The sequence below is a fragment of the Acinetobacter sp. TAC-1 genome (genome assembly GCF_029025845.1).
Classification (GTDB): Bacteria; Pseudomonadota; Gammaproteobacteria; order Pseudomonadales; family Moraxellaceae; genus Acinetobacter; species Acinetobacter guillouiae.
The window spans coordinates 3295801-3312052 of the sequence record NZ_CP118892.1; the positions used below are offsets into that span (position 1 = coordinate 3295801).

Annotated in this window: 10 protein-coding genes; 4 read left to right on the forward strand and 6 right to left on the reverse strand. The window is 40.1% G+C overall.

The features are described 5' to 3' along the window. Positions 1-212 precede the first annotated feature (212 nt). From map to PYV58_RS15260, 3 genes are all read left to right on the forward strand, one after another. Positions 213-1040 (forward strand): type I methionyl aminopeptidase, encoded by an 828-nt coding sequence (map, locus tag PYV58_RS15250; RefSeq protein ID WP_004722029.1) that lies wholly within the window; start codon positions 213-215, stop codon positions 1038-1040. A 329-nt stretch (positions 1041-1369) separates the two neighbouring features. After that, positions 1370-2506: an OmpW family outer membrane protein gene (locus PYV58_RS15255; RefSeq protein ID WP_004820002.1), complete on the forward strand. Its 1137-nt coding sequence runs from the start codon at positions 1370-1372 to the stop codon at positions 2504-2506. Between the two features lie 129 nt (positions 2507-2635). Next, positions 2636-3862: an MFS transporter gene (locus PYV58_RS15260; protein WP_034614286.1), complete on the forward strand. Its 1227-nt coding sequence runs from the start codon at positions 2636-2638 to the stop codon at positions 3860-3862. Positions 3863-4194: 332 nt separating this feature from the next. Here the strand turns inward: PYV58_RS15260 and PYV58_RS15265 are convergent, their stop codons facing one another. From PYV58_RS15265 to PYV58_RS15290, 6 genes are all read right to left on the reverse strand, one after another. Continuing rightward, entirely contained in the window at positions 4195-5439 is a 1245-nt protein-coding gene (locus tag PYV58_RS15265) for an NADH:flavin oxidoreductase/NADH oxidase family protein (protein ID WP_034614284.1), read from the reverse strand. A 132-nt stretch (positions 5440-5571) separates the two neighbouring features. Further along, positions 5572-7167: a dipeptide ABC transporter ATP-binding protein gene (locus tag PYV58_RS15270; RefSeq protein WP_034614282.1), complete on the reverse strand. Its 1596-nt coding sequence runs from the start codon at positions 7165-7167 to the stop codon at positions 5572-5574. Continuing rightward, positions 7139-8155, reverse strand: coding sequence for an ABC transporter permease (locus PYV58_RS15275; protein ID WP_034614280.1), 1017 nt, complete (start codon positions 8153-8155; stop codon positions 7139-7141). The genes PYV58_RS15270 and PYV58_RS15275 overlap by 29 nt, the downstream gene beginning before the upstream one ends. Continuing rightward, positions 8155-9225 carry a microcin C ABC transporter permease YejB gene (yejB, locus tag PYV58_RS15280; protein WP_034614278.1) on the reverse strand — a complete coding sequence of 357 codons (1071 nt, stop codon included), beginning with the start codon at positions 9223-9225 and terminating at the stop codon, positions 8155-8157. The genes PYV58_RS15275 and yejB overlap by 1 nt, the downstream gene beginning before the upstream one ends. Positions 9226-9338: 113 nt before the next feature. Further along, entirely contained in the window at positions 9339-11180 is a 1842-nt protein-coding gene (locus PYV58_RS15285; RefSeq protein WP_034614273.1) for an extracellular solute-binding protein, read from the reverse strand. A 72-nt stretch (positions 11181-11252) separates the two neighbouring features. Continuing rightward, positions 11253-14531: a LysM peptidoglycan-binding domain-containing protein gene (locus PYV58_RS15290; RefSeq protein WP_034614269.1), complete on the reverse strand. Its 3279-nt coding sequence runs from the start codon at positions 14529-14531 to the stop codon at positions 11253-11255. Positions 14532-14746: 215 nt separating this feature from the next. Between PYV58_RS15290 and dnaQ the strand changes: the two genes are divergently transcribed. Then, positions 14747-16168, forward strand: a complete 1422-nt coding sequence (gene dnaQ, locus PYV58_RS15295; RefSeq protein WP_034614266.1) for a DNA polymerase III subunit epsilon — start codon at positions 14747-14749, stop codon at positions 16166-16168. The last annotated feature ends 84 nt before the right edge of the window (positions 16169-16252 follow it).

The window sequence follows — 16252 nt, forward strand, 5'->3', positions numbered from 1 at the left end:
ACCTTAAAAGTTTGGGTTAGGCCTCCATATGTCCGCATTCTCCACCCTTTCAGGCACCCAGAGTAATGTGACGACATATGTGCGGATTTTTAAATTACCCTTATCAATATTTCCATAAACCATTCACAAAGAAAGTCACAGAAAGCATTTGATAAATTGGGCGGCTATTTATACCATAGTCACATACAAATTTCCAAAAGTTTTTAAAGATCATGAACAGTACTTACGAAGCACCACGTCGATTAATCAAAACCGCAGATGAAATTGAAAAGATGCGTGTTGCAGGTCGATTGGCTGCAGAAGTTTTGGATATGATCAAACCGCATATCAAACCAGGTGTCAGTACACTTGAATTGGATACGATTTGTCATGACTATATTGTCAACAAACAAGACGCTATACCTGCATGTTTAGGTTATGGCGCTGCACCTGGTCGCCCTGCATTCCAACATGTGATTTGTACCTCTGTAAATCATGTGGTATGTCACGGTATTCCATCTGCAAGTAAAATTTTAAAGAAAGGCGATATTCTCAATATTGATGTGACTGTGATTAAAGATGGTTATCACGGCGACACCAATATGATGTATGTGGTTGGTGGTGAAACATCGATTATTGCTGAACGTTTATGTAAAGTTGCTCAAGAAGCAATGTACCGTGGTATGGAAACGGTGAAACCGGGTTCAACCATTGGTGATATCGGCGCAGCGATTCAAAAATATGTTGAATCAGAACGCTTTAGTGTGGTGCGTGAATATTGTGGTCATGGTATTGGTACAGTATTCCATGATGAGCCACAAGTCCTTCACTATGGTCAACCTAATTCAGGTATGGTTTTGGAAGAAGGCATGACCTTTACCATTGAGCCAATGGTCAACGCGGGTGTTTGGCAAACACGTTTAATGGGTGATAAATGGACGGTGGTGACCAAAGACCATAGTCTTTCAGCTCAATACGAACATACCCTGCTGGTGACCAAAGACGGTGTAGAAGTTTTAACCGCACGCCCTGAAGAAGATCTATCTCGTTTTCAAAAATAACGAAAGTCATTGACTAAAATGACTTATGCTGCTTAACAAAAGGTCATATTTATATGGCCTTTTTTTATGGCTTAAGTTTTTCCTTGTCGGCCAAGTCAATGTTTTATGGTTATTTTTAACAGAGATCATGGCCTATTTTTAGCATGTAGTATCATGACAACACGATTACAGTTGTATTACATTTATAAACTTATGATAAATAAAACATTAAAAAAAGAACATTCAATTAAAAAAAGCCTTTGTAAAGACTACATTAATTAACAGCAAAAACTTCTAATAATAAAAACGCATAAAAATTAGTATCAATTACGGACATGGAGTCCAAACCTATGAAAAAATCATTACTTTGCATCATGACCTCATGCATGACTTTACCGATGATGGCCCATGCAGATTCACCCTATTTTAGTCTGAAAGATGGTGATGGATTTAAACGCTTTTCTGTTTCAGCAGGTTGGCTACATGCAATGCCGCAAGGTAATCCCAATGGTGTAAACATCAATACCAGTGTTAAGAAAGGCGATTATGCGGTTGGTGATGTGCAACTTGACACTGTGACCAATGCAATTGCCAATACCGAAGAAGGTGCCGCCAAAAAAGAAAAGTTATTGGGTGTGGCAAAACTTGGTGAAACTTTAGGCTTAATTAAAAATGGAACATTAACCTCAAACATGAGTGGTAAAGCCAATATTACCAGCTTAGAAAGTTGGAATAATGCAGATGCAGGACTGAAAGCAGATAATGTTGATACCTTAGGGATCATGGCAAATTACTTCTTTACTGATAATATTTCATTAGAATTTAAAGCAGGTATTCCCCCTAAAGTTGATATTAAAGGACAAGGCCAGATTAATGCCCCTGTACTTGGTATTGCGACACCTGAAGGTAAGCTGGATACACCGATCATTGGCGGAATTGCCAATGGCTTAATTAATGGCATTGGTGGTATTCCCTTAGATACACAAATCCCAATTACCAATTTAGAGCAATCGAAAAAAGCAGCATCTGCAACAGCATGGTTACCTGCTGCTGAAATACATTATCAATTTGGTAAATCTGGTGTAAATAAACTTAGACCTTATGTCGGCGTCGGTGTCATGTATGCGCATTTTACCAATGTAAAAATTGACTCTGGTATCAACAAAGATTTAATCGCTGCAGGCCATATGGTTCAAAATGTTCTTGATGGTCAGGCAGGTGCAGCATTAGAAGGCAAAACATCATCAGCTGATCCTCGCGTTAAAGTAAAAGCCGATGATGCCATAGCGCCTATGGCAACACTGGGTGCAACCTATGATTTTAATGATCGTTGGTTTGGAGTAGGCTCTGTCACTTATGCACCAATGAGTGGTGATGTCAAAATCACTGTCGTTGACAACAATACAGGGAAATCGCTTATCGGCGCTAAAACCAAAATTGATATTGATCCTCTGATTACTTATGTCGGTGTGGGTTATCGTTTCTAAAAGCTAAATTTATTTTCACTAAAATGTGTTGATTGATCACTAAAATTTATCGATTGATAAATTTTTATTCTATCGCTAAGTCCCATTGAATCATCTACAATTCTCATATGATGATTCAATGGATAGCTTATGTCAGTACAACAGGACGACACGCGTTTCTCTAAACCGCTCATTTATATGCTTATTGGAAGTGCTTTTATTCTGGCACTCTCTTTAGGTGTACGTCACGGTTTTGGGCTTTATCTTGTACCCATGAGCCATGAGTTTGGTTGGAGTCATCAGGTTTTTAGTTTAGCCATTGCCATACAAAATCTATTCTGGGGCGCAGTACAACCTTTTACTGGTGCGCTTGCAGACAGATATGGGAGTAAAACGATTGTTGCGATAGGCGGGGTGCTCTACACCATTGGCCTATTGTTAATGTCTATCAGTTCAAATGTGCTGTTACTGGATATCAGTGTTGGCTTAATTATCGGCTTAGCCCTCTCTGCAACATCATTCTCGGTATTACTTTCAGCCGTAGGACGAGCAGCGCATCCAAGCAAGCGTAGTATGGCAATGGGTATTGCCAGTGCAGCAGGTTCATTTGGGCAATTCATTATGTTGCCAACCACCCTGCTTCTCATTAAAAACTTCGGCTGGTCATCTGCGCTGGTCATTACAGCAATGCTGATCGTGTTGATTGTTCCATTGGCATGGATGCTTAAAGCACCTATGTATGTACCACCAAATGCAATTAAACAAGCGATAAAACCCAATTTAAGCTTTAAACAGATTCTTAAAATTGCCTTTCAGCATAAACCTTTTTTATGGTTGGCCTTTGGTTTTTCAGTGTGTGGGTTCCAAGTGGTTTTTTTAGGCATTCACCTGCCAGGTTATTTGATTGATCATGGTTTTGATGCCTCTACTGGAACGATCTTTCTCGCATTGGTTGGTCTATTTAATATTATCGGAACCTATACCGCAGGTTGGCTTGGTGGTAAGTATTCTAAACCGCATCTACTTATGGGTTTATATGGTTTACGTGGCGTTGCGATTGTTGCATTTCTGATGCTGCCATTGAGTATTTGGACTGTTTACGCCTTTGGTATCGTTATGGGGATCTTATGGCTTTCGACTGTACCTCTAACCAATGGCATTGTGGCCAATATGTTTGGTGTAAAATACTTAACCATGCTAAGCGGTCTGGTGTTTTTCACTCACCAAATCGGTTCATTTTTTGGTGGATGGCTAGGCGGTTTAAATCATGATATAACAGGTAACTACAACATCATTTGGGGATGCTCAATTGCCTTGTGTGTAGTCGGCGTTATTGTGCATTTCTTTGTCAATGAAGAGGCTGTGGTTAATGACTAACTCATTCTCGTGGTTCAAGCTCAGTATCTGGTTGGTTATTGTTGTTCTGTTCGGGCTGTCAAGTATGCTGTGGTTGAACACGCCTGAATTATTTGAATATTTTAATATGGCTTTTTGTGCGCATTAATTTGAACTGAATTTCACGCCCTAAACGTTTGAGCTGAATCTCAGTGTTATTGATTCAAAACGGTCAATAAAAGCTGCCAGACAATCGTACTTATGGCAGCTTTTTTAAAATTCACTATTCAGTCTTTATCTTTTTAAATAAAAAAGTTCACACATTAAAAAGACCATTTCACAATGGTCTTTTTAATGATCAATACTCGATGACCTTAAGCTGATTTGCGTGAGTTCACTCGTCCTTGAATCACCGCTTTGATATTATTTTTTGCATAATTAAAGAAAACCTTGAGTGGAGAAAGCTTAGGATTTGGCTTCTTCCCTTCACCAATTGCTTTAAACTGCGCGGCATACCACAGGATTTCCATGATCGCCATTTTATCAACAAAAGGAATACCCGTTTTGATCTGCTCTACCGCATATCGAACGTCCTGACCTGCAATCAAGTTGTTGCTGACTTCAGGTTCTACCGCAAGAGGACGTGCAATCCCAATAAATTCACACGCACCACTGTCTAAAGCCGCATTCATACCTTGTGCTGTACGGAAACCACCTGTCACCATAAGATGACATTTAACTTCTTTACGAATTTTTTCTGCAAAATCCAAGAAATATGCTTCACGTGCAATCGTACTTTGCTTACGTTTATCCGCTTTTGCGCCTGCCATTGCTGGTGCTTCATAGGTACCACCAGAAATTTCGATCAAATCGATCCCTGCTGTATCAATGGCTTTAAATACTTGAACCACTTCTTCTTCTGTGATTCCACCACGCTGGAAATCTGCAGAGTTCAGTTTGACTGAAATAATAAAGTTTTCTGAGGTTTTAGCACGCACTGCAGCATAAATTTCTAACAAGAAACGCATGCGGTTTTCAATCGAACCGCCCCATTGATCTTGACGTTTATTGGTCAATGGTGAAAGAAATTGACTGATTAAATAACCATGTGCGCCATGTAATTGTACACCTTCAAAACCTGCTTTTTCACAGATCCGCGCAGCTTCAGCAAATCGTTGAATGATATCTAAAATTTCTGCTTCATTGAGTGCACGTGGTGTACCAAATGTCGTTGCCAGCATTGGACTAAAAGGCACTGCTGAAGGTGCCACTGTTTCTTTATTGAGTCCTTTTGGACATTGGCGACCTGGATGTGATAACTGAATCAATTGTACCATCCCGTGCTTTTTACCCACATTTGCCCATTCAGTCAATTTGGCAAGATCACGCTCAGTTTCAACTACAACAACACCCGGCTCATTCTTCGCACGGAAATCCACCATTACATTCCCCGTAATGGCACAACCCAAGCCGCCTTTCCCCCAAGCATCATATAAACCTAAATGCAATTGGTTCGGTTGCCCTGCATGATTGGCCAATGCTTCACTCATTGCACCTTTAATGATTCGGTTTTTAAATCGCGTGTTTTTTATTTCTAATGCTTGTGCAAGATGGCTCATGGTCAAATCTCTTTAGTGATTAGAGCTTTTACTCTAATTTAAATTTATAATAGTTCAAGCGTAAATCTGACAATGCATTTTGTCAACTTTGTTAATGTGAATATTTTTTGAACCACAACCATCTATACAGCGTTAATACTGACTCGCTGCAATTAATCGCTTGGTATAGTCATTTAAAGGTTTATCAAATAAGGCTTGAGTGTCTTGAAACTCGATAACTTTAGCATCTTTTAATACCAAAACTTTCTGACAAAGTGCTTTTACAACCTGTAAATCATGACTAATAAACAAATAACTCATTTGATAATCCTGTTGCAACTGGCGCAGTAATTTTACAATCGCACGTTGTGTGGTTCGATCAAGAGCTGAGGTTGGTTCATCGAGAATCAGTAATTTAGGGCGTAATACCACTGCACGGGCTAAAGCCACACGTTGCCGTTGACCGCCAGACAATTCATGCGGATAACGCTGTTTAACTGTTATTGGGAGCTCTACTTTATCTAAAATTTCATTGATACGAATCAGCATTTCAGCTTCTTTTAGATGTTGTAGTGCCAAGCCCTCTCGAATAATCTGGTCGACAGTCATCCGTGGATTTAAACTGCTTAACGGATCTTGGAATACAATTTGAAAATTGGATCGCAGCGGGCGTAATTTACGCTGACTCAATCTGTTCAAGTCTTGATTGAGTAGAAAAACATTGCCCGAGCACTGTATAAGTCGTGCGATTGCCAGCGCCAAAGAGGTTTTACCTGAACCGCTTTCTCCGACAATGCCGATGGACTCAGCGCGATCTAAACGTAAATTGAGCGGTTGAACGGCAACAAAATAATCTTTAACTCGATTAAATATGCCCTTTCTTATTGGAAATTTCACCCCAACACGATGTAGAGATAAAACTAAATTACGTTTATGCGGTAAAGCATTGGCTTCACCAAAATCATGATCCAATAAATATTGGGTATAGCTGGCTTTAGGGTTTTGAAAAATATTTCGAACTGTGCCTTTTTCTTCAACCTGCCCCTGATTCATCACAATCACCTGATTGGCATATTTACGTACCAAATTCAAATCATGACTAACCAAAATCATGGCCATTTTATGGTTTAGAATAAGCAGTTGTAATAAGTTTAAAACTTGCGATTGTAATGTGACATCTAAGGCTGTTGTCGGCTCATCCGCGATAATAATTTCAGGCTTTTGTGCCAAAACCGATGCAATCAAAACACGTTGTCGTTGACCACCTGATAACTCATGTGGATAACGATTCAACTTATCCTCAGGTTCGTCCATTCCGACATCACACAATAAGTCATAGACACGTTTTCTGACTTTTTCCTTGGACATCCCGTCTAAAAGTAAAGTCTCACCAATAATCCGCTCAACCTTGTGTAGCGGGTTGAGTGCTGTCATCGGTTCTTGAAAAATCATGGCAATTTTTTTACCACGGATCGCCAACTGCGCATTTTGATTAAGAGACAATAGGTTTTGCTCATCATATAACGCTTGTCCAGTCACAATTAAATTTTCAGGAAGTAAACCAAGCAGCGCCAAACCACTGATTGATTTGCCTGAACCACTCTCCCCGACAATCGCAACAGTTTCTCCGACATGTAGATCAAAGTTAAGGTTATTGACCAGTACCTCTTTACACTGATTTTCAATATGCAGATGTTGGACAGACAACAACAAAGATGGATCATTTTTGACGTCTTGGATCGAATGCATCGCGTGTCGCCTCCCCAATATAAATCAATAAAGATAGCACCAAGGCCAAAGTAAAAAATCCTGACAAAGCCAGCCACGGCGCATTTAAATTATTTTTACCTTGTAGTAATAATTCACCGAGGGAGGCTGCATCTGGTGGAAGCCCATAACCTAAAAAATCCAATGCAGTAAGTGCGGTGATATTTGCAGTCAGCATAAATGGAAGTTGAGATAAACTTGAACTGATCACATTGGGCAAGATATGTCGGAACATAATCACCAAGTCACTCACCCCTAAGGCACGTGCTGCTTGAACATAATCTAAATGACGGGCACGAAGAAACTCAGCGCGCACTATACCGACCAACTCTGTCCAGCCAAAAATCAACATAATCAGAAATAGCCAATAGACACTCGGGGTAAATATACTGACCAAGATGATCACCATAAATAACGTTGGCAAACCACCCCAAACTTCAAGCAGACGTTGCCCAATTAAATCTACCCATCCGCCATAATAGCCTTGTATCGCCCCAACAATAATTCCAATAAATGCAGCAAATAGTGTCAATGCCAAACCAAACAACAGTGATATGCGTAGACCATAAAGAATACGGGTAAATACATCACGCCCTTGATCATCTGTACCTAACCAGTTTTGTGCGGTGGGTGGTGATGGAACAGGAACGGCTAAATCTAAATTGGGAGTTTGGTAGGAATAACGAACCAGTGGCCAAATCGACCAACCTTTTTCATCAATCAACTGTTGAACCACAGGATCACGATAATCAGCTTCTGTTTCAAAGACCCCACCAAAATGTGTTTCAGGATAAGCCTTTAAAACTGGCATGTAATAATGCTGATCGTATTTGACCAATAAGGGCTTATCATTGGCAATAAATTCGGCAGAAATTGAAAGAATAAATAAAACGATAAATACGATGAAACAGACAAAACCCAAGCGATTTTTCTTAAATTTCTGTATTCGAGCTTGCATGATCGGTGACATTATTTTGCACCTCTCGATTCAAAATCAATTCGAGGATCAATCACACGATAAATCACATCACAGATTAAACGTAAAATCAGCCCAAATAAGGTCAGAAAGAACAAAGCACCAAAAATCACCGGATAATCACGCTGTTGCACGGCTTCAAAACCTAGTAAGCCGAGTCCATCCAAATTAAAAATAATTTCAATCAGCAGATTTCCAACAAAGAACACCCCAACCAATACTTCAGGCAAGCCGGCAACAATCACCAACAATGCATTGCGAAATACGTGTTTATATAACACATCATTTTCAGTTAAGCCTTTTGCTCGTGCTGCCAGCACATACTGCTTATTGAGCTCTTCCATAAATGAATATTTTGTCAGATAGGTTAAACTTGCAAATCCGCCCAACACCATGGCCAGCAAAGGTAAAGCCATGTGCCAAAAATAATCTGCTATTTTTTCAAATAAATTGAGACTGTGAAAGTTGTCTGAAACAAAGCCTTGTAATGGAAACCATTGTAAATAAGAACCACCAGCAAAAAATACGATCAACAATATTGCAAATACAAAAGCGGGAACGGCATAGCCCACAGCCAAAAGTAATGAAGTTGATTTATCAAAAAATAAGCCATGCTGCTTGGCTTTTTTAATCCCTAAAGGAATTGAGATTAAATAAATTAAAAAAGTGCTCCACGCACCCAAGGAAATGGTAACTGGCATTTTTTCCCATAACAGCTCAGTCACCGGCTTATCTTTAAAAAAACTCGTGCCAAAATCTAAAGCTAAATAGTTTTTTAACATCAACCAGAATCGTTCATGTGCAGGTCGATCAAAGCCATATTGCTGTTTGATTTTATTGACCATATCTTCGCTTAAGCCCTGTGCACCACGATACTCATGGTTATTTACCGAAGATGATAGACCTCCAGCAGTCATATTGACTCCTTGGAAGTTTTCTGCTTGTTGAATCGCTTGTTCAACAGGCCCACCAGGTGCAATTTGAACCACAACAAAATTGATCAAGAGAACAAAGAACAATGTCGGGATGATCAGTAACAGCCTTTTGAGTATATATGTGCCCATTGAAACGATGTTCCTTATGACCTCATGAGGGTAGATATGTCAATTTAAACATCACTCACGTTGAGCCACTGATGTTTTAACCATGAAGATTTAAAATTATGCTTTTAAAATGCTCATTTTTTTAAATATTGCTCTACTTTTTTCGCTTGATCTGCATCTGCCCACCAATATTCTAAACCGAGGGATAATTTTGGTTTAACTTTGGGTTGCTGATACATATTCCAATAAGCATACCAGTTTTTATCATTGCCATAAGTCAGAATTTGATAATAGCCTGCACGTAATACCCGATCCAGTGCTCGGGTACGAAGCACCAATTGTTCACGGTTCGGTGCATAAATAATCTGTTGAATCAGCTGATCAACCACTGGGCTTTTGACACCCGCATAATTGTAATTGCCCACTTCATCGGCAGCTTTACTGCCCCACATCTGTGCCTGTTCAGCACCTGGTGTTAATGATTGCGGCATATCGATAGCGGTCATCTGAAAATCTAAACGGCGCATACGCTCTGTATATTGCGGTAAATCGACTTGACGAATATTTGCCTGAATCCCAAGTTTTTTTAAATTACGAATATAAGGCAACAAAGTCCGTAGTGCACCATCTTGATGAATCAGAAATTCAATTTGAATGGGGCGACCTTGTCTATCCACCAATAGTCCATTGTGAAAACGATAACCCGCCTTTAATAGCATCGAACGTGCAATCAATAAATTCTGTCGGTTAAAACCACTGGCATCTGAAACTGGGTATTTCCAATCTGCCAATACACCTTGGCGTTGTAATGCGGGCAATTGCTTTAAATAAGGCGTTAAAATTGCAAGTTCTTTCGCGCTTGGTTTTCCAGTCGCAGCAAGCTCACTGTTTTGAAAGTGGCTTTGCAAGCGAATATTTTGACCATATAACAATGCTTTGTTGATCCATTCAAAATCATAAGCATAGGTTAATGCTTGGCGAAAATTGAGATCATTGAATGGCGCCTTTCGGGTATTAAAAACCAAACTTTGCGTGAGCGCTGGTGTTTCAATCTTAGAAATATATTTTTTCACCAAACCTTGTTTTACCGCAGGAAAATTATATTCAGTGACCCAGTTACGGGCATTTTTTTCTTGATAAAAGCGATATTGTCCAGATTTAAACCCTTCAAAAGCGATTTCAGGGCTTCGATAATAAACATATTTCATGCGATCAAAGTTATAACGACCACGATTGATGGCTAAGTCCTTTGCCCAATAATTTGGATTGCGCTTATAGCTAATACTGCGCCCAGAATCAATACGCTCAATCAGATAAGGCCCCGATCCTAAAATCGGTTGCAAGGTCACTTTGCTATAGTCTTTATTTTTCCAATCTGCTTTTGAATAAATCGCAATTTTTGCCAAAATAAACGGCATGTCTGCATTGTGGTCTGATTTAAATGTCATTTTCACTTGGTATTTAGACAATACCTCAGTCTTGGCTAAATCAGACAAATACATTTGAAAGCCTAGATTGGCTTTGCTTTGAATGGTATCAAAACTAAATTTGACATCCTCAGCCGTGACGGGTGAACCATCACTAAAACGAGCTTGGGGATTTAAATGGAAAATAACAAATTTGGTTTTAACAGGATCATAAGTGACTTTTTCAGCGAGAAGCGGATATAACACACCCGGCTCATCCAGTGAGCTATCCATTAAGCTATCAAATAGATAATTAATCCCTTCAGTTGAACTACCTTTGCCATTCATACTGTTGAGATTATCAAAGGTGCCTATACTCGCTGTACTGATATAGCCGCCTTTGGGTGCATTGCTATTGGCATAAGGCATCGCCTGAGCTTTGTCATACTGTGGAGCATTATGTACAGCAATATATGCTGTTGTCTGTAGAGCAGCATCAACATTTAAGCTTGCAACACATAATTCCAATGCCAGCCCGATCGGGCTGACACATGCAAAACTTAGGCGCATTCCCCTATTTTCCTTTATTCAAAAAAGTTTTTGAAATGTTAAGCTTTAAACGTCACTCCAATAAAATGGCGCTTAAAGATTCGGAACTTTAATAATGCTGCCAATGCGTAATGATGCGTTTGGTTTTAATTCATTCATCTCAGCAAGTGCACTGGTATCAATCCCAAATTTACTGGCTAAACGAATCAATGAATCACCGCTTTTCACTTTGTATTCAGTCACTGTTTTAGGAATACGAATAGATTGTCCACGTTGTAAACCCGCACGTGGGCTCAAATCATTCAATTCAGCCAGTTCTTGAACTGACATGCCAACACGATTTGCAATCGCATTTAATGACTCACCAGACTTCACCGCATAGCTTTCAGTATTCTTACTCGAAGCTTTAGCTGTTGCTTTCGCAGTCGCCTTTAGGTCTTCTTTTTCTTTAGATAGCGTGGATTTACTGGGTAATTCCCCATCAAGCTTTAAGCGTTGTCCAATATCCAAAGCCTGATTACGCGACAAACCATTTAATTCACTTAAATAAGACAGTTGCAGTTTATATTTTTTTGCAACGCTTGCCAGTGTTTCACCTGATTTGACCACATGGATATCTTTGCTAGCGCCTTCTGATTTCGCCTCATTTCTCGCTTGTGCTTTCTCTTTACTGCTGGTTTCAGGCGTGCCAGTCAACTTCAATTTCTGCCCAACAAACAAACCAGATGTGCTCTTTAAACCATTTAAATCGGCTATTTGGTTAACTTGCAAATTATATTTATTTGCCAGCGCAATCAGGCTATCCCCAGATTGCACAGTATAGGTTTCTGGTGTTGTTGTTCCAGCAGGGATCTTAATGATTTGCCCCACTAGCAAGTTTTTAGATGTCGAAATTTTGTTTAACTCGGCTAATTCTGCCAAGCTTAATTTAGACTGAACTGCAATACTAGATAAACTGTCGCCACTTTGAACTTTATAGTTCTCAGTTTTATAGTTTGTTTCAGCTTTTACATTCTTAAACTTACTTTGATCAATCACTTTAGAGTCAAGTTTAGCTTCAGGCTCATTGACTTCATTGAGTGGTACATTGATCTTTTGCCCTACAAATAAGCTACCTGAAGTATCTAGCCCTGGAGTCAAATCAGCGAGTTCATGTACAGATAAAGCATAACGATCGGCAATCACTTTAAGATATTCGCCACGCTTGACGGCATAAGCCTTTGTCTTGATTTTTGCAACAGGCTTAGAGGTATCTGCACGAACCACTGCTTTATTGATTTCAGATAATTTATCATCTGAAGCATCTTTGAGTTTTAATTTCTGACCGACAAATAAATTACTGTTGGTATTCAGATTATTATAATTTGCCAATTGTGAAACAGATAAATCAAACTGATTTGCCACACTGGTTAAACTATCATTTGGTTTAACCACATAGTTGGCTGGAGCTGAATCCGTGCTTTTGCGAGAAACCACAGGGGTATCAATTTGTGGTTTGGCATCATATAAATATAAAGTCGCCCCAACAAATAAAGTTCCGTTTGGATCAACTTGGTTCCATTTGGCAATATCGCGCCAATTTACGCCATTCTTTAAAGCAATCGTTGCTAAAGTATCCCCTGCCAAAACGGTATAAGTACTGCGTTTACCTCTTGGTGGTTCAACCACAACTTCAGTTTCGGTTTTCTTAAAGTTCTTATCTTGATTCAGTTTGGCTTCTTCCGAGTTTGCAGGTGTGGTATCTGCTAAACCTTTAGGATATGAGAATCCAACCGTATTTTCTTTACCTTGAACCTCAGCAACCGATTGACTGGTTTGAATTGCAGTCAGCTTAATTTTACCATCATACGGGTCAAGCACTTCTGTCCCTTGTGGTGCAATCGCCTTAATCTCTTTAACCACTTCTTCTTTTTCAGCTTGGGTGGCTTGAGGTTCTAAAACTTGTTTAACCGTTTCCTTTTCACCTTCAGCTTTTACTGCGGCAAGAATTTGTGCTTTTTCACGTGCAGAAATTGGCGGCTCTGCGGCAACAGGTTTCACATTGGCTGCATTGGTCACAGCAACAGGAATACGTGGCGCACTTGGAATATCAGCATTGGCAGCAAATTGCGCTAATGCATCCGATCCTTGTGGTGTATTTTTGAGCGTACTCAATGAACCTGTGGTTGTCGTGGTGGTTTTTGCTGTTGTTAAAGCAGGTGGTGTCGCTTTACTTGGTGTAATCGATTGAGTCACTGTCGAGGTGACCGCTGTAGGCGTTAAAGTCCGTGTAGCTGTGGTTGGCGCAGTATTGCTTGCCCATAAACCGCTATCAGAACCTGGTTTTAACGCTCTTAGTTTTGCATCGATGGTTGGACTAAGATCCGCAGGAATCAAAATACGTAAGGTACTCGATGGATCAACAAATTCACCACGATGACCTGGGTTTAAAGCATATAATTCAGCACGACTTAAATTGGTAATTGAAGCAATTTGATTGAGTTGTACGCCCGGTGGAACTGCAACTTCTCTAAAGTGCGGACGATTGGCAATCGGCGGTAAACTCACCCCATATTTCGATGGACTTTTAATAATCTGTGCCACGGCTAAAAAGCGTGGTACATAGTTCATGGTTTCTTGCGGTAAACGCAATGACCAATAGTCTGTTGGTAAGCCCGCAGCTTGGTTACGGTTAATCGCTTGCTGAATACGCCCTGGACCTGCGTTATAGGCAGCCAAAGCCAACTCCCAAGAACCGAATTGATTGTATAAACTGCCTAAAAACTCATAAGCGGCACGTGTTGATTCAACCACATCACGACGCCCGTCGTATAAACTGGTTTGTCTTAAACCATAGATTTTCCCTGTACTTGGGATAAATTGCCACATCCCTGCTGCAGCGGCACTACTGGTTGCTGCTGGGTCATAAGAACTTTCAATAATCGGCAACAGTGCTAATTCAGTAGGTAAACCACGGCGTTCAGCTTCTTTCACGGTATGGTAAAGATAACGTGATGCACGGGCACTTAGACGGTCAATATAAGGTTGGCGTGAAACAAACCAGCTCCGTTGCGCATCGATACGAGGATCCCAATGGTTTTCATCCATTTTAAAACCGACTGACATCCGCTTCCATACGTCACCATGTTTTAAAATCAGTAGGCGATCGCCCTCTACCGCGCGTATATCAGTTGCAGAAAGTAGATCTTCTAGAGAATCCAGACTGCTGGCATCCAACATGCCTGCTGACTTTGATGTTTGAACTTTTGATGTTGTCGACGTCGAAGAACACCCTGCAGTCAACCCTAATGCTGCGAATGCAGATGTTAATAAGGATAATTTAAAGAAAACAGTCGCAGTAGGTTGCCACACCATTGTGGTAGGTTTAAACATAAGAGTTCCGAACAACATTTAGTAAATTATTTTATCATTGCCATTTTAGTAGAGCTAAACGCGCTTACAAGGCAAATTTTGAATGCGAATTGCATACAAATGTTACAAGAAATTAAAAAAATCTCAGTTCATGCGTAGAAAACGCCGATTTGCGTATACAATAAATTCTTAAACCACGATGTTCAACTCTTAATTCACTTTCATTGGTTATTACTATGTCACAAACAATCACACTTTATGTCGACGGTGCTTGTAAAGGCAACCCAGGTCCTGGTGGCTGGGGTGCTTATATCATCACTGAAACAGAAGAACATAAGTTGTGTGGTGGTGAACTGGATACAACCAATAATCGCATGGAACTTACCGCAGCCATTGAAGGGATCTCATTTTGCCCAACCGAAGCAAAATTAGTGCTTTGGACCGATTCCAACTATGTAAAACGTGGTATTACCGAATGGATTGAGGGTTGGAAAAAGAAAAACTGGAAAGATGTAAAAAACCCAGATCTTTGGAAAAAACTCGATCAAACCTGCCAAGGTCGCGAAATTGAATGGAACTGGATTAAAGGCCATGCTGGACATGCAGGCAATGAAATGGCAGATCAATTGGCGAATTTAGGTACACAGCAAATACTCGACGCAAAAAAAAACACCACTGCGTCAACCAAACTGACTGAATCCTCGGCAGTGGCCGATGATAAAAAAAAACATGAAAAAGACTGGCTACTCGACGATCCGTTTGGATTTGACCTGATTGAATCAGACGAAATGATAGAATCAGAAATTAGCCCTCAGCAGGATGTTATGCCAGCTCATGAAATTGTGATGGAAGAACCATCTAACCAAGATACCAATGAAAATGATGAGCCAGCAATGAGCCAACCCGCAATGCGAGATATTCATCCACAAATTGTGATTACACCTGCGACGGTCCAGCTACATGGCCCTAAACAGTTTATTCTGGATACCGAGACCACCGGTTTCTATTATCAGGACAGTGACCGAATTGTTGAAGTTGGCGCAATTGAAATGGTCAATCGTAAACTGACTGGCAGTTCGATTCATATCTATATAAATCCAGAAAAACCAGTTGGCGATTCAGAAGCCATCCATGGTATTACCGATGAGTTTTTAAAAGATAAGCCAAAATATAGCGAAATTGCGCAAGTTTTATTTGACTACTTAAAAGGCAGTGAAATTATTGCGCATAATGCAAGCTTCGATATGAACTTCTTAGATATGGAGTTCAAGCGCAGTGGTCTACAGGCACTCTCAGAAGTATGTGAAGTGACTGATACCTTGGCGATGGCGAAAAGCAAACATCCCGGACAAAAGAACTCTTTGGATGCCTTAGTTCGCCGTTATGAAATTCCGCAACGAGATCGTACATTCCATGGTGCCTTACTCGATGCTGAAATTTTATCTGACGTTTATCTTGCCATGACAGGCGGCCAAGTATCCTTTGACATGGATGCTCTTTCTGCACATACTGATCAGGCGCAAAGAAATACAACTCGGAAAAAAATTGAAATCAATGCCCCAATCATTTTGCCTTCAGATGAAGAATTAGAAGCACATGAGAACTGGGTCAAACAATTTCAAGAAAAACATGGGGAAGCCTGCATTTTTGCAAAATAAAATTTGAAATTGATGGCTATTTTTTCTGTAAAGATGGTCTTCTTCGGCTATATTAAAACTTAGAAAATTAGCCTCATTTTGAGG